We start from the raw sequence: 20,315 nt of genomic DNA on the forward strand, positions 1-20,315 counted from the left end.
CATGTACAGAACAGCTTTCGCCGCTCTCGCCGGTGCCCTTCTCGTCGCAGGATGTGGGGCCGACGAGCCACGTACCGAAGCGGATTCGGTGACCGTGCGGGAAGCTTGGATCAAGGCGGCCGACACCGGAATGACGTCGGCGTTCGCGGAGATTCAGAACACCGGTGACGATCAGGTACGCGTCGTCGCTGCATCGACGGGCAGCTCGTCGATGATGGAACTGCACGAAGTCGTTGCGAGCGCGGACGGTTCGATGGTCATGAAGCCGAAGGAGGGCGGTTTCGCGGTGGCAGGCGACGACACGAAGGTGCTGCAGGCAGGTGGCGATCACCTGATGCTGATGGACGTGACGTCACCCCTCACGCCGGGAGCCGACACCGACATCACCCTCACGTTCGAAGATGGTTCGACGACGACCTTCACCGCGCAGGTTCGCGATTTCGCGGGCGCGCAGGAAAACTACGGTGGCTGACCGAGCACCACAGCGTTCCAACGCATTCAGTCGACGGCGCCTCCTCGGGGGAGGTGCCGTCGCACTCGGTGCGGCGGGCGCTGCGGCCTACGGAATATCAAGAGAGACTGGCGAAGTCGCTTTCGGTGGAGAGGTAGTGCAGTTTCACGGGAAACATCAGGCGGGAATTGCGACTCCGCCTCAGGCGCACGGGACGTTCGTCGCGTTCGATCTGCACGACAGTGCCGGCCGTGACGACGTCATCGCGATTCTGCGAATGTGGACCGCGGACGCGTCGCGTCTGACGCAGGGATTGCCCGCGCTTGCCGACACGGAACCCGAACTCGCGGAGTCTCCGTCGCGGCTGACCGTCACGGTCGGGCTCGGGCCGGGTGCGTTCACGGCAGCCGGTGTCGCATCGCCGGTGACGCCGCTGCCGGGATTCGGGATCGATCGGCTCGAGCCTCGGTGGAGCGACGGCGATCTGCTTCTGCAGGTGTGCGCCGACGATCCGGTTCCCGTCGCGCATGCGGTGAGAGTGTTGACGAAGAACGTGCGGTCGATGGCGTCGACCAGGTGGGTGCAGCGCGGGTTTCGGTCCGCGCGGGGCTCGCAGGCGTCGGGAACGACGATGCGTAACCTGATGGGCCAGGTCGACGGGACGGAAAATCCGAGTTCGACAACGGATTTCGACGCTCTGGTCTGGAACGACACCGGTGGAACGTCGCTGGTGGTGCGCAGGATCGCCGTCGAACTCGATACGTGGGACGAACTGGACCGTGGCGGTCGGGAATTCGCCGTCGGACGGCGTCTGGATACCGGCGCACCGCTGACCGGTGAGTTCGAGCACGACACAGCCGATTTCGCGGCAACCGACAGGTTCGGCGTCCCGGTGATCTCGCCTGCGTCGCACATCGCTCGGGCGCGGCACCGCCACGACGGCGAGAGGTTCTTCCGGCGCGCCTACAACTACGACGATCCGCCGACGAGCGGGTCGTCCAGTAATTCGGGGCTCATCTTCGCGGCGTATCAACGCGACGTCGTCGGGCAGTTCCTGCCCGTGCAGATGCGACTCGACGAGCACGACGCGTTGAACGAATGGACGACGCCCGTCGGATCAGCGGTGTTCGCTGTCCCGGCGGGCGTCGACGACGGTGGGTATCTGGGGGAGGGGATGCTGTAGTGCGGCTGCGCCGCCCGCGCGTGGATAGTTGGCCCAGGGGCGGACTATCCGCGCACGGGTGCGAAGCGCACTAGGAGAGGAGCCCGCGGAACGACCCGAGAAACGCTACGGAACCCACCAGTTTCCGGCGCCGCGGAGGAGGGTCCATCCGCCCGGGATCTCGACCCAGGCGGACACGTCTCCGGAGCCCGTGCGGATCGGTCCGGTGTTCAGCGGCCCGGGGAACGCGACACCGCCGACCTGCGTGGTGTGGTTGAACCAGTTGATGGCGCAGTTGCATCCGACGTTCAACGTGAAGTCCGAGAGGCCGGGGAGCGACGGATCGGTGCGCACGAAGATCTGTTGGTTGACGAAGAACTGTTCCGGTCGCCATTCGGTGATCGCGGCGGGGTCGAAGCCGACCGTCGGGCTGATCACTCCGGCCTGCGAGAACTTGGCCTGAGCCGTCCCCGCTCCGAACAACGCGGTCCCGACCACGATCAGTGCAGAAACAAGGACAGCGGCGATACGAGCACGTCGCTTCGTCATGAATGGAACCTCCGTCGTGAGTACGCGGTGATGGTACCGGAGGTCGCGACCGGACAGCGGGGTGAGCGTCGTAGGTAGTGTGGGGCCGTGCGATCACGAGGTGCGTTGGTAGGTCTTGTTCTTCTCGCGGCCGTCGGATGTTCGTCGTCTGCCGAGGAGGCGCCGACGCCGGAGTACCCGAATCAGGTCACCGTCGTGAACCGTGCGTACTCGCCGCAGACCATCACCGTTCGGGTCGGCGACACCGTCACCTGGGTGTTCGACGACAAGGGAATGTCGCACGACGTGGTCGCCGACGACCGATCCTTCCGTAGTCCGCTGATGGTGTCGGACACCTTCACGCACACGTTCACCGAGCCCGGAACGTTCACGTACCACTGCACACCGCACCCCGACATGACCGGAACCGTCGTCGTCGAGTCCTGAGGTGCACAGGCGTCAGGGCAGGGTCCGGACGAAGTCGAAGAACGCCGGTGTCACGGCAGGATTCGCGCTCGTGATGCCGTTGACGACGCCGATCGTCGCCCCGGCTGCCGCTCCGGGAATGCACCCGACGAAGATGAACAGCACGCATCCGATGACCGCGCCGATCCCCGCCCCGATGCCGCCCGACACCGAACCGCCGTTCTGCCAACCGATTTGAATCTGGGTCACCAGATTGTCGTAGGCCGCAGGGCTGTACACCGGATGGATGAGCGACGTCGCCTGCGGTGTCACAGTCAGCGATCTGCCGTCGTCGCCGATGGTTCCTGCGATCGGCAGAACGAGCCCGTCCACCGAGTAGGCAAGTGGGATGGCCGTCAGTGTCGTCCCCTCGTCGTTTTTGAGGTCGACGCTATGGCCGTCGGCGGCGAGGGTGAATGCGCCGGCGTCGAGAATCGTTCGCACGGAGCCGGATTCGGTGACGGTGGTGCTGTAGCCGACGCTCGCGGGTTCGGCGTGCGCGGTCCCGACTGCGGCGGTGCCGAACGCGGTGGTCAAAGCGAGGGTCGACAGCGCAGCGAGCGCGGTTCGGGGGGCTTTCATAGGGATCACACCTTTTGTTACGCGAGGAGAACTCGAACCTAGCGGCGCCGGCCTGGCCGGTCGGGAGACCGGGCAAAGCTCACCCTCGACGGATGAAAGGAGCATTGTGAACCTTAGGTTCACACGCTATCGTGGCCATGTGAACCAGAAGTTGTCAGACCTCGACCCGGGAGACAAGCCGACCGACGTGTCGGACGAGCGTCGGCGCAGGCACGATGCCCTACTCGCGTTGCGTGAGGCGATCGAGACCGAGGAACGCGTCGAACGCGAAGCGGCGGCGGTTACCGCGGACGCCGCGTCGACCGCGTTGTGGCTCGGCGCCAGCCTCGCCGATCTGGCGGTCGTCACCGGCAAGACGCGTCAGGCTGCCCGCAAGCGCTGGCCGACGCTGGGCGCAATCCATCGCCGACGCACCTGGCTGGGCAATCACGTCGACGACATCCGCTGGGCCGTGCGCGTCGTCGCCGAGAATGCACCCGAGATCGACGTGCCCGATCGAGCGGTGTTCGACGAGCTGGCCGCCGTCGACGCGTCCGTCGGGCGGGAGTTCGAACCGTCGGCCGAGTACGACGGCAGCGACCCGGCGAGGCGATGGCACGATCTGGATCGGTTGGTGGACGTGCTGTTGCGGGGAATCTGCGACAGCGGCCGAGCACGAGGCGGCCAGGCCGACTTCGCGCTGCACGGCGCTTGCGGCGTCGTCGGGTACTACGACCACGCGGCGAACCGGCCGGACCAGTGAGGCGCGATATCGTCGTGACATGTCCGTCGTCGCGCTGCGAGGCCCGCTTCTCGTAGCAGGCGCGGTCGGTGCGGCGGCGGTGCTCGTCGCCGTCCGAGACCCACGTTCGACGACGTACCTTCCGTGCCCGATCCACGCCGTCACCGGCGTGTGGTGTCCGGGATGTGGCGCGACCCGCGCGTTCGGCGACCTCGTGCGAGGTGACGTGGCGTCGGCGACGGCGTCGAACATGCTCTTCGTTCTGCTTGCGGTCGTCGGGCTGGGTCTGTGGGCCGCCTGGGTTCGCGCCCGCCTGAGGTCTCGGCCACTGTTCCCCGCCCGGCCGCCGGTGTGGTTCCTCGTCGTCGGGGTGGCCGTCGTCGTCGCGTTCACCGTGGTCAGGAACATTCCGGCAGGCAGCTGGCTCGCGCCGTAGGCTGACACCCATGTGGCTCGAAGTGGTGTCGATCGTGGTCCTGGTCGGGGCCCTCGTAGTGCTGATCCCGACCGCTCGCCGGGTGTTCAAGAAGGGTGACGACGAATGACCGAGTCGATGAAGGCGCGGCTGCAGGCCAAGATGCGCGAGATGCTCGCCGAGGACGGCGGCACCGAGGCCGAGGTGGCCGAGGGTGACGACCCTCGGCTCGTCGCGATTCGAGACGATCTCGCTGCGCTCGACGACGTGGACGACGACGACCCGCTCGTCGATCGATTGGCCACGCGGTACTGGGTTCCCTAGTGCGGCTGCGCCGCCCGTGCTCGGATAGTTCGACCCTGTTCCAACTATCCGCGCACGGGTGCGAAGCGCCCTTCATCTAGTATCTATGTTGTGTCTATGCAGCCGTCGGCCTCGGAACTCGCCTACCTGACCGTCAAGGAAATGATCGTCAGCGGCGAGCTGCCTGGTGGCGAGCTGGTCAGCGAGGGCGACATCGCAGGTCGAATGGATGTCAGCCGCACTCCCGTCCGCGAGGCGTTTCTCCGTCTCCAGGTCGAAGGGTGGATGCGGCTCTATCCCAAGCGTGGCGCTCTCGTCGTCCCCATCGCGCCCGGTGAGGCCGAACACATCGTGTCCGCTCGCAGGCTCGTCGAGGCCGGGAGCGCGCGAGAGGTCGTCGCCGACGAACGTGCTCGCACGGAGCTCGTCCGACAGCTTCGGGCGAGTCTGATTCGCCAACGCGAGATCGCGGCGACCGGGACCGCAGCCGAGTTCAGCGCTGCAGACGCAGATTTCCACCGACTCATCGTCCGGGCAGGCGGAAACCCGCTGCTGGACGCGTTCTACGACAGCCTTCGCGAACGACAGCGACGGATGACGACGCATTCGATCTCCCGTGATCCGGGGCAGATCGAGCAGATCGTCGACGACCATGCGCAGCTTGCCGGTCACATAGAGGCAGGCGACGCCGACGGATTCGCGTCGGCCGTCGACAGCCACATGCGCCGCGTGCACCGGCTGAACGAAGGAAGTACTTCATGACACTCACGAAGGCCACCACGGAGACCAGGACGGCCAAGTGGCTCCTCGTCGCGGCAGGCATGTTCGCCGTCGCGTGGGGAGGCAACGAATTCACACCGCTGCTGGTGATGTATCGACTCGAACACGGATTCTCGGCGGTCACCGTCGACACGTTCCTGTTCGCGTACGTCATCGGGATCGTGCCGTCGCTGCTCATCTGCGGACCACTGTCCGATCGACTCGGTCGACGGCCGGTGATGCTGCCCGCCCCGGCGATCGCGGCGGCCGGTTCCATCCTGATCGCTTTGGGTGCCGATCATGCGGGCCTGCTCTTCGGCGGGCGCGTGCTCAGCGGTGTGGCGCTCGGTATCGGCATGGCCGTCGGTGGAAGCTGGATCAAGGAGCTGTCGGCGCACGAAGCTCCGGGAGTCGGTGCTCGTCGTGCGGCGATGAGCTTGACGGCCGGGTTCGCGCTCGGCGCCGGCGTCGCAGGCGTTCTGGCGCAGTGGGCGCCGTGGCCGACGCATCTCGCGTACCTCGTGCACGTCAGCATCTGCGTCGCCGCGGGAGTCGGGATGATGTCGGTGCCTGAGAGCCGGCCGGCCGTTCCGCGCTCCGAGCGAGTGAGTCTGCTCGACGACTTGAAGATCCCCGCAGCGGGCCACCGCCGGTTCCTGCTCGTCGTGGTTCCGTTGGCGCCGTGGGTGTTCGGCGCGGCGAGCGTCGCCTACGCGGTCTTGCCGTCGCTGATGGCCGACCGTAGCGGTGGCCACCCGATCGCGTTGTCGGCGTTGATGTCGGTGATCGCGCTCGGCGCTGGATTCGGGATCCAAGCCGTCGGGCGCAGAATCGACACCCCGAATGCGGCGCGAGGTGCGTTGGTGGCGTTGACGATTCTCGTTGTCGGCATGCTGCTTGCCGCATGGGCGGCGTCGGTGCTGACGATCGCTGCGGCGCTCATAGCGGCCGCGATACTCGGCTGCGGGTACGGCATGGCCCTCGTCTCGGGACTGCAAGAGGTGCAACGCATCGCGGGCCCGAACGATCTGGCCGGGCTGACTGCCGTCTTCTACTCGTTGACCTACCTGGGCTTCGCGGTTCCGGCGATTCTGTCCGCGCTCACGGAGGAATGGCCGGGCGTCGTCACCTACCCCGCGATCTTCGTCGTCGGTGCCATCATGGCCGGGGTGTGCTGGGTGTTCGTGCGCACCCAGTCGACCTCCCACCTTCCGGCAGGGGAGTAGGGCGTAGGAAATTCACCCTCCTGTTGTGCGGTTCTGAAGTCCGAAACCGCACAACAGGAGGGTAGATTTCGGCCGGGCCGGGGCCGCTACGGAAGTGCAGGCAGATCGGTCCGATTCAGCCATTCGTCCCACAGCGTGCGCGGGCAGCCGTACCGCGAGGCAAGGTCGGTGAAGTCGGCGGTGCTCACGGTCGAGTACCGGTACTTCGACGTCCACTCCTGGATCAGCGGGAAGAACTTGTCGTCGCCGACGGTGCTCCGAAGTGCATGTAGCGCAAGGGCTCCGCGCTTGTAGACACGGTCGTCGAACATCTTGGCCGGACCGGGATCGCCGAGCAGGAGGTCCCGCGGTAGGCCCCGCTGCATGGTGTGGACGCGTCGCGCCTTGTCCCGTGCACTCGTGCCGCCGGAATTCTCGGCCCAGATCCACTCCGAATAGCAGGCGAAGCCCTCGTGGAGCCAGATGTCCTTCCACTTGCCGAGCGTCAGGCTGTTGCCGAACCACTGATGCGCGAGTTCGTGCGCGACCAGTCGCTCGAAATACCGTGTGCCCGAACAGTGATTGGCGCCGAAGATCGACAAACCCTGTGCCTCGATGGGTATTTCGAGGTCGTCGTCGGTGACGACGACGGTGTACGCCGCGAACGGATAGGGCCCGTAGAGGCGAGTGAACGTGTCCATCATCTCGGTCTGACGGCCGAAGTCGTGCTCGAAATTCTGCTTCAACCGCGACGGGAGAACGGCTTTCATCGGCACAGCGCTACCGCTGATGGCGTGTGCCGAGTACGGACCGATCTGCACCGTCGCGAGATAGGTGGCCATCGGTTCGGGCTGCTCGTACACCCACGTGGTCCGGCTGGCGCGCGTCTGCTTGCTGACGAGTGTGCCGTTGGCGACCGCGTAGTACGGCGAGTCGGTGGTGATGGTGATGCCGTAGCTGGCCTTCGAGACAGGGTGGTCGTCGCACGGAAACCACGACGCGGCCCCGTTCGGCTGACTCGCGACGATCGACCCTTCGGTCAGCTCGTCCCAGCCGACCTCACCCCAGAACCCGTTGATGGGCTTCGGAGTTCCCCCGTATTGGATCGTGACGACCAACGCCGCACCCGACGCGATCGGCTTGGCAGGGGTGATCTTCAGCTTGTCGCGGTGCTGGCTGAACTTGACCGACCGCGAACCGTTGACCGACACCTTGGACACGCGCAGTGCAGGTCCGAGGTCGAACGCGAACTTCGACAGCGTTGCCGTCGTGACCGCGGTGATCTTCGCCTTGCCCGCGAGACGGTTGCTCTCGACCTTGTACTCCAGATCGAGTTCGTAGCGCGACACGCGGTAGCCACGATTGCCGTTCTGCGGCAGGTAGTCGTCGATCGGCGCATCGGAGGAATCGATGTCGAACGTCGGCGTCACGAGCTTCGAAGGAACGAACTTCACTCGCTCACCTCAGCGGCGGGGATGATTCGCGAGAACGGGTCGCCCTTCGCCCACGGTGCGATGGGGTTGCCCTGCCAGCGGGTGTGCGCGGGCACGGTGTCGCCGCGCATCACGAGCGACGCGGGCCCGACCGTCGCGCCGTCGCCGATGCCTGCGGCGGGCAGGGCGACGCAATGCTGGCCCAGTGTCGCTCCTCGTCCGAGTGTCACGCTGTCCATGCTCATGATCCGATCATGGAACAGGTGGGTTTGCACAACGCAGCCCCTGTTCACGGTGGCACCGTCGTCCAGAGTCACCAGATCTGCCTCGGGAAGCCAGTACGTTTCACACCAGACGCCCCGACCGATCTTCGCACCGAGCCAGCGCAGCCACATGTTCAGGACGGCCGTTCCTTCGGCTGCGCGCGCGAACCACGGCGCGGCGACGGTTTCGACGAACGTGTCCGCGACCTCGTTGCGCCACACGAACGAACTCCACAGCGGGTGCTCGACCTTGTCGATGCGGCCGACCCAGACCCACTTCGCGGCTGCGGAAATCGCCGCGGCGACCGCACCTGCGACCAGCAGTACGACGCCACTGAGCAGCGCGGCGAGCCAGTAGCCCACGGCGTCGGCGATGGCGGTCAGTCCGAACAGCACGCCCAGGCCGATCCCGAACGTGACGACGACCGGAATGAGGCGGCACGTCTCGACGAGCGCACGGGCGATCTTCAGCTTGCGCGGCGGATCGAACGTCCGGGAGCTGTCGCCTCGGCCGGCTGCCCGACGCAGACGCACCGGCGGGCTTCCGAGCCACGACGAGCCCGACTTCGCCTTGTCCGGTGTCGCGGACAGCACGGCGACGAGGCCGTTCTTCGGAACGGTACGGCCGGGGCCGGTCATACCCGAGTTGCCGAGGAACGCGCGCTTGCCGACCTTCGCGTCGCCGAGGTGCATCCAGCCGCCACCGAGCTCGTAGCTCGCGACCATCGTGTCGTCGGCGAGGAATGCGCCGTCGGCGACGGTTGTGAACTTGGGGATCATCAGCACGGTCGACGCCTCGACGTCCTTGCCGATCTTGGCGCCCAGCAGTCGCAGCCAGTGCGGTGTCAGCAGCGACGCGTACAGCGGGAACAGGAACGTCCTGGCGGAGTCCATCAGGCGTTCGGTGGCCCAGACCTGCCAGCCGATACGGCTGCGAACAGGGTGATAGCCCTCGGTGAGGCCGATGCTGAGGAGCCGGACGGCGGCCAGCGTGATGACCGCGAACGTGCCGAGCGACACGAGGGTCGCGACGGGCAGCATGATGGCCGCACGGCCGATGGCCTCGCCGATCGAGGTGGCAGTGTGCAGCCACCAGCCCATCAGCACGAGCGAGACACCGATCGAGAAGATGGCCATGCCCGACAGGAACAGCGACGCGACGCCGTACGCCAGCATCCACTGAATCGCGCGCGGGGGAGTCTCGTCGGGCCAGGGGTGCTCGGCCTTGCCGACCTTCTGAGCGGGCGAACCGGCCCACAGCTGCCCGGCCTTGACCTTGCCGACGACGGCCGAGCCGGCGCTGACCACCGCGTTCTTGCCGACGGACGTTCCGGGGAGAAGCGTCGAGCGAGCGCCGACGGCAGCCCCCGCGCCGATCTTGATACCGCCGATGTAGACGAGGTCGCCGTCGATCCAGTGACCGGTGAGATCGACCTCCGGTTCCACCGAACAGCCGTCCCCGAGTTCGAGCATGCCGGTGACCGGCGGAAGTGTGTGCAGGTCGACGCCCTTGCCGACCTTCGCGCCGAGCGCGCGGGCGTAGTAGACCATCCACGGTGCTCCGGACAGGTTCGACGCCCCGCTGGCGTCGGTCAGACGCGTCGCTGCCCACAGCCTGATGTGAGCGCTGCCGCCGCGACTGTAGGCGCCGGGTTTCAGGCCTGCCAGCAGGATTCGCGAGCCGACGACCGAGATCGCCATGCGGCCGACCGGCGTGATGAACAGGACGAACGCGACGAGAATCCACCACCACGACACCGTCGGCGCCCACGGAACCTCGGCGAACCACGACATGACGTTGAACAGAATCCCCAGCCACGTGACCCACTGCAGGCCGGTCAGCGTCGTCAGCGGAACGGTCGCGGCGATCTGCGCCCACTGCGCCGTGCGTGACGTCGGTTCGACCTCACGCGGCACGACCTCGACCGGCGGTTTCAGCTCGTCCAGGTATCGGGCCAGTGAACCGAGCCGTGGGTGGTCGTAGAGCTGGGCGACGGTGATCTCGGGGAACCGCTCACGCAGTGCCGTCACCAACTGGGCAGCGGACAGCGAGCCGCCGCCGTTCTGGAAGAAGTCGGCGTTCTCGTCGGTCACCTGAGCGCCGAGGATGTCGGTCCACAGCTCGGCGACCCAGCCGGCAGTGCCTTCCAGCGCCGACGCGTCACCGAGCCCCGGCAGAGGCCAGGGCAGTGCGTTGCGATCGACCTTGCCCGACGTCCGCGTCGGCATCTCCTCGACGAGCGCGAGCCGCGGAACGAGCGCAGCCGGGAGCTGCTCGGACAGCAGCGTCCGCGCCGCATCGAGGTCGAAATTCTTGTCGGTGCTGGCGAGATAGCCGACCAGCACCGAGTTGCCTGCACCCGTCTTGCGGACCGCGGCCGCAGCACCGGCGACGCCGGGGAGAGCCTGCAGCGCGTTGTCGATCTCGCCGAGCTCGATGCGTCGACCGCCGAGCTTGATCTGGTCGTCGGCGCGGCCCTGGAACAACAGACCCTCGACTTCGAGCTTGACGAGGTCGCCACTGCGATAGGCGCGCTCCCACCCGAGCGTCGGCATCGGGGCGTATTTCTCGGCGTCCTTCGCCGGGTCGAGGTAGCGCGCGAGGCCGACGCCGCCGATGACGAGCTCACCGACCTCGCCGACGGCAACCGGCTGGCCGGACGCGTCGACGACGGCGAGATCCCAGCCGTCGAGTGGCAGGCCGATACGGACCGGACCCTTGCCGTCCATGATCGACGCACACGCGACGACGGTGGCCTCGGTGGGCCCGTACGTGTTCCACACCTCGCGACCGTCGACGGCGAGGCGTTCGGCCAGCTCCGGCGGGCACGCCTCGCCGCCGAAAATCAACAGGCGGACGGCTTCGAGCGCCACAGCGGGCCACAGAGCTGCGAGCGTCGGGACGGTCGAGACGACCGAGATGTCACGGGAAACGAGCCACGGTCCGAGATCGAATCCACTGCGGACGAGCGAGCGAGGTGCGGGAACGAGACACGCGCCGTGACGCCACGCGAGCCACATCTCCTCGCAGGACGCGTCGAACGCCACCGACAGACCTGCCAGCACGCGGTCGCCCGGACCGAGGGGATCGTCCTGCATGAACATCCGCGCTTCGGCGTCGACGAATGCCGCGGCGTTGCGATGGCTGACGGCGACGCCCTTCGGCGTACCCGTCGAACCCGACGTGAAGATGACCCAGGCGTCGTCGTCGGGGCTCGGGATGGTCAGGGTGTCGGGCAGGGGAATGTCCTGCTTGTCGGCCGTACCTGCAGCGATGCCGCCCGCCGTCACGACCGCGGTCACCTTGGCCTCACCGAAGACAAGCTCGGCGCGCTCGTCGGGGTCGTCGGCGTCGACGGGCACGTACGCAGCACCGGCGTTCAGGATCGACAGAATCGCGACGTACAACGAGAACGAGCCCGATGGCATCCGGACGCCGACGCGGTCGCCGCGCCGAACTCCCGCCCTGGCCAGCCATTGCGCGCCCTCGTCGATGTCCTCGAGCAGCTCGCGGTAGGTGATCGACGTGCTTCCGTCGTCGATCGCCATGGCGTTGGGATGCTGTGACGCCGTCGACCGCAGGACGTCGATGAGGGTGCGCTCACGAGGAGCGCGATCTCCGCGCAGAAATTCGGCAGGTATGGCTGCAGACGCCTGCGTCTTCGTCGGTTCCGATCGTGATTCCACAGACAACCGGGTGTTCCTCTTCTCGAATCGTCAACGTGATTTGTGGGTCGTTATCTCATGTTGGGTTTGCCAGAAGGTGAACGGCTGCATGGTCGAGACACCGGGCGAAGTTTACTCGCGTGGTGCGGCTTCGCCCCGCGGGTTTCCTACCTGCCGGGTTGACAATGACGAGAGTCGTTTGCCATTCTCTGTTCAGGTCATGAGTACCAGCGCAAAGCCCCGGCTCGCTGGTCGGCAACCCTCCTCCGCGGTGGGGTGCTCCGGGTGACGACCTGGCCGACGCCGGAGAACCGGTGCGGCAAGCGCGGACTCGAACGCCGTATCGGCGTGGGTCCCCGAACGACAAGGGGATAATTGTCATGACTGCTGTTCTCGAGAAGACCTGTGCACCGTTCGCTGCGGTCAGCGGCGCGAACGTGCAGGTCCCGCTCGTCGACGGAACCACCTGCAGCTACGCGAACTTCGACTACGCGGCCAGTGCACCTGCGCTCGCCGAGGTGTCCGCGCGAATCGAGGAGCTGCTGCCGTTCTACTCCAGCGTGCACCGGGGTGCCGGATATGCATCGCGGGTCTCGACGGCCGCATACGAGAAGGCCCGGGTGACCGTCTCCGACTTCGTTGGAGCGCAACAGGATTCCGTCGTGATCTTCACGCGGAACACCACCGACTCGCTGAACCTTCTCGCCGGCTGTGTCCCGGGAGACACCGTCGTGCTCGACATCGAGCACCACGCGAACCTGTTGCCGTGGAACGGGCGTCGCGTCGTCGTCGCAGCGGACTCGGTTGCCGAGACGGTTGCGCGCATCGACGCGGAACTGCGGACGAAACCTGCTGCGCTGCTTGCCGTCACGGGAGCGTCGAACGTCACGGGCGAGGTGCTGCCCATCCGCGAACTCGCGACGCTCGCGCATCGGCACGGTGCTCGAATTCTCGTCGACGGTGCCCAGTTGGTGCCGCATCGCCGCGTGAATCTTGCCGACCTGGGCGTCGACTACCTCGCTTTCTCGGGCCACAAGCTGTACGCGCCGCACGGTGCGGGTGTCCTCGTCGGCAGGCGTGACTGGCTCGACGCCGGTGAGCCCTACCTTGCCGGTGGTGGTGCGGTGCGACACGTGACCACGACGTCGACGGACTGGGCTCCGTCGCCCGCGCGTCACGAGGCCGGGACCCCGAACGTGCTCGGCGTCGTCGCGCTCGCAGCCGCGTGCGAGGCGATCACGGCGTACGAGGCGGCAGGTGCCGTCGACCACGAGCGTCGTCTGTGCACGCGGCTACGCGACGGGTTGGCCGGAATCGACGGAATCCAGCTCTTGTCGGTGTGGAACGACGCTCCGGACAGTGTGGGCATCGTCACATTTGCACTCGACGGGTACGGCCCGGGCGAGATCGCCGCATACCTGTCCGCCGAACACGGAATCGGCGTGCGCGACGGCAAGTTCTGTGCCCACCCGTTGCTGCAACGGCTCGGTTACGCAGGCGGCGCCGTGCGGGCCAGCCTGGGGCTCGGTAGTTCCGATGCCGACGTCGACCGTCTCGTCGACGCCGTCGCGCAGCTGGCCTCGTCCGGCCCCTCGTGGGTCTACGAGGAGGACAACGGATGGTGGAACCCGGTGCCCGATCCGCGCCCGTTCCCGGCGATTGCCGACGGCGGCGCAGGCGTGGGATCCCCGTGCGCGAACGGAGAGGTTAGCATCGGGTCATGACAGCAAATGTCGTGTCGCAGGGCCGATTCTGGCGCGACAGGTACGTGGATCTGTGCCGCACGGCCTCCGGGTCTTGTAGGCGTTCGGGTAGGACCTAGGCAACCTTCCCCTGCTTCCACGACAGGACATCTCATGTCGAACACTTCACCCGTACGCGTCGCCGTCGATCATGCGGGCACCTGGACCGAAATCACCGACGCCGTTCCGACCGAGGCGGTCGCCCGCATCGTCGCCGCAGACCTTCGTGAGGGCCAACAGGCTCGCACGGCACTGCGCTCCGATGCAGTGGCCGCAGGCAAGGATGCCGACAGCGTCGCAGTCTTCCTCGACATCGAGTTCCACATCGCCGACGACGCCAGGACTGCGCGTCGTGAGTTCGCGGCGTTGGACGTGCCCGCCGTTCCCGGTTCGATCCGGTACGTCGGAACCGCTGCCGGTCTGGCGGGGCTCGTCGCCGACGTGAAGGCCGCCGAGGTGGCCGACGGTGTCACCCTCGTCGCAGTCGGACCCGAGGCGCGCAACCTGGCCGACGTCGCAGCGGGCGTCGTCCCGTGGTTGGAGGACCGTGGCGTCGCGTTCCAGGTCGACGGACTGCTCGCCGCGACGGGTGCCATGCCGTCGGCGCGTGAACTCGCGTCCTGAGCGCGACTGACTGCACACGATCGACCCGAATCGACGGGAAATCGCCGATTCGGGCCGATTGTGTGCATCGAGTTGCGCAGTCAGGTCACATCCACGGCGAGGCCTGCCGTGATGCGTAGCAGCTCCTTGAACGTCGTCCTGAAGATCGTGTTCGGATGCCCTGCCGCAGCCCACAATTCGGGGTACTGGGACAGCGACTCGTCGACGTAGGTAGCCAGGTTGGTGGGGTGCCCGACGGGTGCGATGCCGCCGATCGGCTGATCCGTCGCCAATTTGACCAGATCGAGCGGTGCGCGCTGCAGCGTGCCGCCCAACCGTTCGCCGGTGGCGTTCGAGTTCACCTGGTGGGCTCCGGACACCAGCAGCAGCACCGGGTCGTCGTCGAGGAGGAACACCAGCGATTTCACGATCGCGCCGACGCTCACGCCGAGCGATTCCGCAGCGGCTTCTGCGGTCGATGTGGGTTCGGGCGAGGTGACGACCACCCCGTGGTGCCCGCGCGAGATCAGGATGTCGGCGACATGCGCCGCGTTCGGGTGGAGAAGCCGGGGCATCCTCCAAGAGTATTGCCAGTCGAGCAACTCCGCAGGCGCAAAGGGCGACCCGTCAACCGAGGCGGGAGTGGAGCCTGCGGAATGAGCCATCATTCGAGGCGGGAGTGGAGCCTGCGGAATGAGCCATCACTCGAGCAGATCCCCGAACAGCCGCAGGCGTGCCATGCCGCCGTCGGGGTAGATGTCCATCCGTACCTCGGAGACGGGCTCGGCGGCGTCCAGGACGAACCGGTGACGGGTGTCCGGCTGCAGACGAGTCCGGGGGAGCAGCTCGATCCATTCCCCGTCGCCGAGACGGCCTTTCAGCGACGCCGCGCCGGGGGCATTGCCGAGGAAGCAGGATGTGTCGAGTTCGGCCAACCGGACGGTACCGGTACCTGCGAGCATGACCTGAACCCAGTCGTTCGCGTCGTTTCGCCGGCGGGACGTCTCCCAACCCTCGCCCATCGATCGCGGCGGGCCGGGGAACAGCAGGTTGTTCGGCGAGCTGTAGAACATGTTGGAGCACGCCGACACGTAGCCGCCGTTCTCGAGCGCCGCCAGGTCGAACGGGCCCGCAGCGAGAAAACGCGGGTCGGGACGTCCACGGCCCAGAACGCGCAGCCGTGCGACGCCACCGTCGGGGTAGATCGACAGCTTCACGTGCGTCCAGCGGTCGGAGGACTCCACCTCGAACCGGTTCTCGGTGTCGCCGTTCACGGGGCTCCGCGGAACGATGGTCTCCCACTCGGCGTCGTCGTACAGTTCCTGGCCCGACGGGAAGCCCTCGACCGTCGCGGCCTCGACGGAGATCTCGGGCGGGTAGTTACCGGTGAACCACGCGGTGTCGACGACGACTGCATCGACGACGCCCGGTGCGCCGAGACGCACGATGGCCTCGTCGTACCCCGCTTCCCGACGCCGACGCGTCTCCCAGCCGTCGTATATCTGTCCCTTGTGTCCGAATGTGGCCTTGGAGAAATCGGCCTTGCCCGGGGTGATCAGATTCTCCTTCTCCGCGAACGTCTCGTCGTTCGCCCAGACGACGGCACCGCCCAGCGTGCGAACGGCGAGGTCGGGCAGGGGAAGGGGGAACGTGGCCGTCATACTCGTGAGAATAAGGGAAGACTCCCGGCGGGTTGAGTCGAAGCGCATCGGGTACTCGCGAGACATGACTGCTCAGAACCCCGAACCCGACGACACTGCTGGCCTCGAACCCGGTGGTGGCGTCGCTCCAGGGGACACTCCTCCCGTCGAGACCGGCGTCGGGGGACCCAATCACGAACCTCCTCAACGTGGATTGGCCCTACCGGTCGTCTTCCTCGGAATCGTCGCGCTCCTCGTGATCCTCGTCGTCGCATTCTTCGTCGGCCGAATCGCCGGTCTGTTCTAGCAATGTGATCAGCGCCGACGTCAATCCTCCCCTCCAACACAGAGTTTCGTGCCCACCGTCGAATTCGTGGTAGTCGACGGTGACGCCACGCGCGCGCAGCAATGTCGCGACGCGGTGGTTGTGTGCCTGCATGTCGCCCTCGTGAACTCCGACGTCCATGACGACCCGTATCGGCAGTGCGTCCGACGATGCGGTGAGCATCTCGGCGACGCGTCCGCCGAGGGGCCCGCGCACGCCTCGGTGCGACATGATCGGCCACCAGAACGACCCGGATTGGCTTGCGACAAGGCCGAATCGGTGTGGGAACTCCAGGGCAGCGAACAGCGATGCGAGGCCGCCGAAACTCTGCCCGGAGACGACGGTTCGACGCGGATCGCTCGTGAACGACGCCTCGTGCGCCGCGAGTGGGATCAGTTCGTCGACGACGGCCTCCCAGAACGGGCGGTGACAAGGCAATTCACGACTGCGCATGTCCCCGTCGCCGGAATCGACGAACAGGATCACCGACGGTGGAAGTGCGTCGTCGCGCACTGCGGCGTCGAGCACCGGAGCCAGCGGTGCCTCGTCGATCCATCGTCTGCCGTCGAGCACGATGACCAGCGGCCGCTCGGAGGAAACCCCGTGGCCGACGGTCTCGTGAATCCAGACGTCGCGTGAATTCCCGAGAGAACCGCTGTGCCACCGTAGTTTTCGAGGTGCCGAATCGAGAGTGGTGTCGTCGTCCCACCATCGTTGAACGGGCGCGTCGGGCATCTCCGCGATCGATTCACGACCGAAGCGTCGGATGTTGTTCTCGTCGGGGACGGCATGCTCGAGTAAGCCGAGGAAGCGAGTGCGGACACCCTCGCGTGTGGCGGCGACACCCGGCGGATCCAACGTACGAACGACGTCCTCCGCGACGGGCATGAAGCAGTAGGTCCCGCGCCACGTGCGGGTGATCTCGGTGCTCCAGAACCAGATTCCGCTGTCGTCCACCTGTGTCATGACGGTCAGGTCTTCGGCGTGGTGGTCGGTGAGCGAACTCGCGTCGAAGTAGACCCTGAAGGGATTCTTCGCTGCATCTCTCCACAAGAAAGTCACCCGGACCCGGCTGTCGCCCGAGGGTTCGATGCGTGGAAGTCCCGCTCTCGATACGCCCGTCCAGAACACGTCTTCCGACCCGGCAGCGATCAACTCGGTGCGCAACTGCGACTCCACGTCCTCTAGCATGAGGCAAGCCTAACCTCTGGTCGAAAGGGTGTTCTGACGTGTTCGGAAGAAGAAGCGGTCTGGTGCGTACCGCGGCGGTACTGGCGGTCGCGGCCGTAGGTCTCGCCGGTTGTAGTTCCTCGGAGGGACCCGACGCGGCGGACGCGCCGTCGTCCACGAGCGGTGACGCGGACTGGCCACGGACGGTCGACACGGAACAGGGCCCCGTGGAGATCCCGGCCGCACCGGAGCGGATCGTGTCGACGTCGGTCACGTTGACCGGAGGTCTCCTCGCGATCGATGCACCCGTCGTGGCGAGCGGTGCCACGTCACCCAACACGGACGTCGCCGACGAACAGGGATTCTTCACCCAGTGGGGTGACATCGCGGTCGAGCGTGGTGTGGAACCGCTCCCGTCGGCCGACATCGACATCGAGCAGATCGTCGTCCAGGATCCCGACCTGATCGTGGTCTCGAAGACCGGCGCGGATTCCGCGATCGAGCTGTACGACGAGCTGAGCCAGGTCGCCCCGACGATCGTCGTCGACTACGGCAACAAGACGTGGCAGGACGTCGCCACCGTCCTTGGCGAGGCGACGGGACACGAGTCCGACGCCGCGGACGTCATCGCGACGTTCGGCGACACCGTCGAGGCCGCGAGAGAGGCGATCGCTCTTCCGCCACAGCCGACGACCGCGCTGGTCTACAACGGCGCCGAGTCCGCGAACGTGTGGACCGGCGAGTCGGCGCAGGGCAAACTGCTGGTCGACCTCGGGTTCACCCTCGCCGAGATGCCCGACGCCGTCCTCGGCGACACCAGCATGGGTGCGCGCAAGGACATCGTCTCCGTTTCGCCCGAGAACTTCAGCCGCGCGTTCACCGGTAACACGGTCGTGCTCGTCAGCGCGGACGAGTCGGACGTGGCTGCGTATGTCGCCGATCCGCAACTCGCACAGTCGCCTGCCGTCACCGGAGGCCACGTCTACGACGCTGGCCTCGACAGCTTCCGGCTCGACTACTACAGCGCGACCAACGTCGTCGAACGATTGCAGGAGCAGCTGGCCGCGTAGGTCAGTACGGAGGCCAACCGCCCTCGGGGCCCAGCAGTTTCGACAACCGAGTGCGGTTGACCTTCGCCAATTCCCGCCGCAGCATCGCCGCGTCGACCCCGGTGATCGACGGACAGGTCGACGCGAGCGCATCGACGTCGGCATCGGACAGCTCGCCGAGTTCGAGATCGGCCCGGGTGAAGAACTCGGCGTACGAGCCGTATGCTCGTCCGTCCGCCACGTGCGACGCCCACGTCACCGAGCAGCAGCACTCGAAGAGCGCATGTACCGCCTTGTGGCGCGGCAGGTCGTTGAACACATCCAATCCAAGACCCTGATGCATCATCATGGATCGATGATGAGCCGCGATGGCGGCCACCTCCAGCGGTTCCGCACGGTGTTAGCGCAGGCGTTACGCGGCGTAACACAGCCTGACCTCGTCGCTGTGTCCTCCATTAGGCTCGCCCTATGACGGAACAGAGCTGGAAGGCATTCTCGGTGGAAATCTCCGACCACGTGGCGGAGGTGACGCTGATCGGTCCCGGCAAGGGCAACGCGATGGGTCCGGATTTCTGGAGCGAGTGTCCACAGCTGTTCACACAGCTCGACGCCGATCCGGAGGTTCGTGCGATCGTCCTCGCCGCGTCGGGAAAGCACTTCACGTACGGGCTCGACCTCGCTGCGATGGGCGGTGAATTCGCGCCGCTGATGGCCGACAAGGCGCTTGCGGGCCCGCGCACCACGTTCCACGACACGATCAAGCGGATGCAGCTGGCCACGGGCGCCGTCGCCGACTGCCGCAAACCCGTCGTCGTCGCGGTACAAGGCTGGTGCATCGGCGGCGGACTCGACCTGATCAGCGCCGCGGACATTCGCTATGCCAGCGCCGACGCCAAGTTCAGCGTGCGCGAGGTCAAGGTCGCGATCGTCGCCGACATGGGGTCGCTCGCGCGGCTTCCCGCGATCATCGGCGATGGTCACGTGCGCGAACTCGCGTTGACGGGCAAGGACATCGACGCCGCGCGTGCAGAGAAGATCGGGCTCGTGAACGACGTGTTCGACGACGCCGACGCCGTGCTCGCCGCAGCTCGTGCCACCGCGGCCGAGATCGCCGCGAATCCGCCGCTCGTCGTCCAGGGTGTGAAGACGGTGCTCGACCACTCCCGCTCCGCGGCCGTCGACGACAGTCTTCGCTACGTCGCGGCATGGAACGCGGCATTCCTCGCGTCGAACGACCTGACCGAGGCCATCACCGCGGTCTTCGAGAAGCGTCCCGCGAAGTTCACCGGGAGCTGAGAGAAGTGGAATACGCCGAAGAGATCGGGAGCCAGCTGGTCCGACTTCAGCGCATCCGCGAGCGCAAACTCGCGCAGCTGAAGGACGCGTCGGGCGGCGTCGAAGGCGCAGCGTTCGTCTGCCTGTTCCGGTTGTTGACGGACGGCCCGATGCGATCGAGCACGCTGGCTGCGATGGTCGACTCGGATCCGTCGACGGTCAGCAGGCAGGTGGCTCAACTCGTCGACCGTGGCCACGTCGAGCGTCTTCGCGACGAGACCGACGGCCGAGCGTACGTTCTGGCCGTCACGGATTCCGGACGGGAAATCGCGCGTCGCATTCAGGAACGGCGTACCGCCAACCTCGCGCGCGTCATAGAGGACTGGTCGGGCGACGATCGTGCTCGCCTGGTCGAGCTGTTGGACAGATTCCTGACAGACTGGGAACGCGTCAAGCCCGATTTACAGGCGGTGCGTGAACGGTAGAGTCCGAAGCTCGCGTTCTGTGTTGTCGGACACCGATGTAGTGGCAGCGTCGGTGTCGTCGAAAACGCCGGTG

At 66.6% G+C, this 20,315-nt stretch carries 22 protein-coding genes and 1 riboswitch; of the genes, 14 read left to right on the plus strand and 8 right to left on the minus strand.

Translation table 11 applies throughout. The annotated features are described in order from the left end of the window. The first annotated feature begins 1 nt into the window (after position 1). Both DK926_RS20480 and DK926_RS20485 read left to right on the plus strand, forming a co-directional pair. Entirely contained in the window at positions 2–472 is a 471-nt protein-coding gene (locus tag DK926_RS20480) for a copper chaperone PCu(A)C (protein ID WP_114331999.1), read from the plus strand. Next, positions 465–1,634, plus strand: coding sequence for a Dyp-type peroxidase (locus tag DK926_RS20485; RefSeq protein WP_114331933.1), 1,170 nt, complete (start codon positions 465–467; stop codon positions 1,632–1,634). The genes DK926_RS20480 and DK926_RS20485 overlap by 8 nt, the downstream gene beginning before the upstream one ends. A 105-nt stretch (positions 1,635–1,739) precedes the next feature. On the opposite strand, the gene DK926_RS20490 is transcribed toward DK926_RS20485, so the two are convergent. After that, positions 1,740–2,162 carry a hypothetical protein gene (locus DK926_RS20490; protein ID WP_068423266.1) on the minus strand — a complete coding sequence of 141 codons (423 nt, stop codon included), beginning with the start codon at positions 2,160–2,162 and terminating at the stop codon, positions 1,740–1,742. 87 nt (positions 2,163–2,249) lie between these two features. Between DK926_RS20490 and DK926_RS20495 the strand changes: the two genes are divergently transcribed. Continuing rightward, complete coding sequence (locus DK926_RS20495) at positions 2,250–2,588, plus strand: plastocyanin/azurin family copper-binding protein (RefSeq protein ID WP_114331934.1); 339 nt, start codon at positions 2,250–2,252, stop codon at positions 2,586–2,588. Positions 2,589–2,600: 12 nt separating this feature from the next. Here DK926_RS20495 and DK926_RS20500 read toward each other — a convergent pair whose 3' ends face one another. Further along, the gene (locus DK926_RS20500; protein WP_243636925.1) at positions 2,601–3,188 is read right to left on the minus strand and encodes a hypothetical protein; all 588 of its coding nucleotides are present in this window, start codon (positions 3,186–3,188) and stop codon (positions 2,601–2,603) included. A gap of 139 nt (positions 3,189–3,327) precedes the next feature. Between DK926_RS20500 and DK926_RS20505 the strand changes: the two genes are divergently transcribed. The 5 genes from DK926_RS20505 (at position 3,328) to DK926_RS20525 (ending at position 6,612) form a co-directional block, all read left to right on the plus strand. After that, on the plus strand, positions 3,328–3,930 hold the full coding sequence (locus DK926_RS20505) for a hypothetical protein (RefSeq protein WP_114331935.1): 603 nt from the start codon (positions 3,328–3,330) through the stop codon (positions 3,928–3,930). A gap of 19 nt (positions 3,931–3,949) precedes the next feature. Further along, positions 3,950–4,345: a DUF2752 domain-containing protein gene (locus tag DK926_RS20510; RefSeq protein ID WP_114331936.1), complete on the plus strand. Its 396-nt coding sequence runs from the start codon at positions 3,950–3,952 to the stop codon at positions 4,343–4,345. A 105-nt stretch (positions 4,346–4,450) separates the two neighbouring features. After that, the gene (locus tag DK926_RS20515) at positions 4,451–4,648 is read left to right on the plus strand and encodes a hypothetical protein (protein ID WP_068423256.1); all 198 of its coding nucleotides are present in this window, start codon (positions 4,451–4,453) and stop codon (positions 4,646–4,648) included. A 96-nt stretch (positions 4,649–4,744) separates the two neighbouring features. After that, positions 4,745–5,389 carry a GntR family transcriptional regulator gene (locus tag DK926_RS20520; protein WP_165839635.1) on the plus strand — a complete coding sequence of 215 codons (645 nt, stop codon included), beginning with the start codon at positions 4,745–4,747 and terminating at the stop codon, positions 5,387–5,389. Then, on the plus strand, positions 5,386–6,612 hold the full coding sequence (locus DK926_RS20525) for an MFS transporter (RefSeq protein ID WP_114331938.1): 1,227 nt from the start codon (positions 5,386–5,388) through the stop codon (positions 6,610–6,612). Before DK926_RS20520 ends, DK926_RS20525 begins: the two co-directional genes overlap by 4 nt. An 86-nt stretch (positions 6,613–6,698) precedes the next feature. On the opposite strand, the gene DK926_RS20530 is transcribed toward DK926_RS20525, so the two are convergent. Continuing rightward, a complete protein-coding gene (locus DK926_RS20530) occupies positions 6,699–8,045 on the minus strand; it encodes a M1 family metallopeptidase (RefSeq protein ID WP_114331939.1) in 1,347 nt (448 codons plus the stop codon). Then, positions 8,042–11,980 (minus strand): Pls/PosA family non-ribosomal peptide synthetase, encoded by a 3,939-nt coding sequence (locus DK926_RS20535; RefSeq protein ID WP_114331940.1) that lies wholly within the window; start codon positions 11,978–11,980, stop codon positions 8,042–8,044. The genes DK926_RS20530 and DK926_RS20535 overlap by 4 nt, the downstream gene beginning before the upstream one ends. Before the next feature lie 189 nt (positions 11,981–12,169). Further along, positions 12,170–12,285, plus strand: a riboswitch (SAM riboswitch). Between the two features lie 48 nt (positions 12,286–12,333). Between DK926_RS20535 and DK926_RS20540 the strand changes: the two genes are divergently transcribed. Continuing rightward, the gene (locus DK926_RS20540) at positions 12,334–13,677 is read left to right on the plus strand and encodes an aminotransferase class V-fold PLP-dependent enzyme (RefSeq protein ID WP_114331941.1); all 1,344 of its coding nucleotides are present in this window, start codon (positions 12,334–12,336) and stop codon (positions 13,675–13,677) included. 132 nt (positions 13,678–13,809) lie between these two features. Continuing rightward, positions 13,810–14,319: a hypothetical protein gene (locus DK926_RS20545; protein WP_114331942.1), complete on the plus strand. Its 510-nt coding sequence runs from the start codon at positions 13,810–13,812 to the stop codon at positions 14,317–14,319. 80 nt (positions 14,320–14,399) lie between these two features. Here DK926_RS20545 and DK926_RS20550 read toward each other — a convergent pair whose 3' ends face one another. Both DK926_RS20550 and alc read right to left on the minus strand, forming a co-directional pair. Further along, positions 14,400–14,873 (minus strand): YbaK/EbsC family protein, encoded by a 474-nt coding sequence (locus tag DK926_RS20550; RefSeq protein WP_114331943.1) that lies wholly within the window; start codon positions 14,871–14,873, stop codon positions 14,400–14,402. A gap of 126 nt (positions 14,874–14,999) precedes the next feature. Further along, complete coding sequence (gene alc / locus DK926_RS20555; protein WP_114331944.1) at positions 15,000–15,959, minus strand: allantoicase; 960 nt, start codon at positions 15,957–15,959, stop codon at positions 15,000–15,002. A gap of 64 nt (positions 15,960–16,023) precedes the next feature. On the opposite strand from alc, the gene DK926_RS27105 reads away from it, so the two are divergent. Continuing rightward, complete coding sequence (locus DK926_RS27105) at positions 16,024–16,245, plus strand: DUF6480 family protein (protein WP_084423609.1); 222 nt, start codon at positions 16,024–16,026, stop codon at positions 16,243–16,245. On the opposite strand, the gene fes is transcribed toward DK926_RS27105, so the two are convergent. Further along, complete coding sequence (gene fes, locus DK926_RS20565; RefSeq protein WP_114331945.1) at positions 16,159–17,454, minus strand: enterochelin esterase; 1,296 nt, start codon at positions 17,452–17,454, stop codon at positions 16,159–16,161. The genes DK926_RS27105 and fes overlap by 87 nt on opposite strands. Before the next feature lie 38 nt (positions 17,455–17,492). Between fes and fepB the strand changes: the two genes are divergently transcribed. Beyond that, positions 17,493–18,503 (plus strand): Fe2+-enterobactin ABC transporter substrate-binding protein, encoded by a 1,011-nt coding sequence (gene fepB / locus DK926_RS20570; RefSeq protein ID WP_165839636.1) that lies wholly within the window; start codon positions 17,493–17,495, stop codon positions 18,501–18,503. 1 nt (position 18,504) lies between these two features. Here fepB and DK926_RS20575 read toward each other — a convergent pair whose 3' ends face one another. Beyond that, complete coding sequence (locus DK926_RS20575) at positions 18,505–18,831, minus strand: 2-oxo-4-hydroxy-4-carboxy-5-ureidoimidazoline decarboxylase (protein ID WP_114331946.1); 327 nt, start codon at positions 18,829–18,831, stop codon at positions 18,505–18,507. Between the two features lie 119 nt (positions 18,832–18,950). Between DK926_RS20575 and DK926_RS20580 the strand changes: the two genes are divergently transcribed. Both DK926_RS20580 and DK926_RS20585 read left to right on the plus strand, forming a co-directional pair. Next, positions 18,951–19,778, plus strand: coding sequence for a crotonase/enoyl-CoA hydratase family protein (locus DK926_RS20580; protein ID WP_114331947.1), 828 nt, complete (start codon positions 18,951–18,953; stop codon positions 19,776–19,778). A 5-nt stretch (positions 19,779–19,783) separates the two neighbouring features. Next, entirely contained in the window at positions 19,784–20,242 is a 459-nt protein-coding gene (locus DK926_RS20585) for a MarR family transcriptional regulator (RefSeq protein ID WP_243636926.1), read from the plus strand. Positions 20,243–20,315: the final 73 nt, after the last annotated feature.

This window comes from Rhodococcus sp. Eu-32, assembly GCF_003336925.1.
Lineage (GTDB): Bacteria > Actinomycetota > Actinomycetes > Mycobacteriales > Mycobacteriaceae > Rhodococcoides > Rhodococcoides kyotonensis_B.

Excerpts from the sequence above, each read along its gene's own strand:
- DK926_RS20480 (WP_114331999.1), top strand. The coding sequence starts at position 2 with ATGTACAGAACAGCTTTCGCCGCTCTCGCCGGTGCCCTTCTCGTCGCA.
- DK926_RS20490 (WP_068423266.1), bottom strand. The coding sequence starts at position 2,162 with ATGACGAAGCGACGTGCTCGTATCGCCGCTGTCCTTGTTTCTGCACTG.
- DK926_RS20500 (WP_243636925.1), bottom strand. The coding sequence starts at position 3,188 with ATGAAAGCCCCCCGAACCGCGCTCGCTGCGCTGTCGACCCTCGCTTTG.
- DK926_RS20510 (WP_114331936.1), top strand. The coding sequence starts at position 3,950 with ATGTCCGTCGTCGCGCTGCGAGGCCCGCTTCTCGTAGCAGGCGCGGTC.
- DK926_RS20515 (WP_068423256.1), top strand. The coding sequence starts at position 4,451 with ATGACCGAGTCGATGAAGGCGCGGCTGCAGGCCAAGATGCGCGAGATG.
- DK926_RS20520 (WP_165839635.1), top strand. The coding sequence starts at position 4,745 with ATGCAGCCGTCGGCCTCGGAACTCGCCTACCTGACCGTCAAGGAAATG.
- DK926_RS20525 (WP_114331938.1), top strand. The coding sequence starts at position 5,386 with ATGACACTCACGAAGGCCACCACGGAGACCAGGACGGCCAAGTGGCTC.
- DK926_RS20540 (WP_114331941.1), top strand. The coding sequence starts at position 12,334 with ATGACTGCTGTTCTCGAGAAGACCTGTGCACCGTTCGCTGCGGTCAGC.
- DK926_RS20545 (WP_114331942.1), top strand. The coding sequence starts at position 13,810 with ATGTCGAACACTTCACCCGTACGCGTCGCCGTCGATCATGCGGGCACC.
- DK926_RS20550 (WP_114331943.1), bottom strand. The coding sequence starts at position 14,873 with ATGCCCCGGCTTCTCCACCCGAACGCGGCGCATGTCGCCGACATCCTG.
- alc (WP_114331944.1), bottom strand. The coding sequence starts at position 15,959 with ATGACGGCCACGTTCCCCCTTCCCCTGCCCGACCTCGCCGTTCGCACG.
- DK926_RS27105 (WP_084423609.1), top strand. The coding sequence starts at position 16,024 with ATGACTGCTCAGAACCCCGAACCCGACGACACTGCTGGCCTCGAACCC.
- fes (WP_114331945.1), bottom strand. The coding sequence starts at position 17,454 with ATGCTAGAGGACGTGGAGTCGCAGTTGCGCACCGAGTTGATCGCTGCC.
- DK926_RS20575 (WP_114331946.1), bottom strand. The coding sequence starts at position 18,831 with ATGATGATGCATCAGGGTCTTGGATTGGATGTGTTCAACGACCTGCCG.
- DK926_RS20580 (WP_114331947.1), top strand. The coding sequence starts at position 18,951 with ATGACGGAACAGAGCTGGAAGGCATTCTCGGTGGAAATCTCCGACCAC.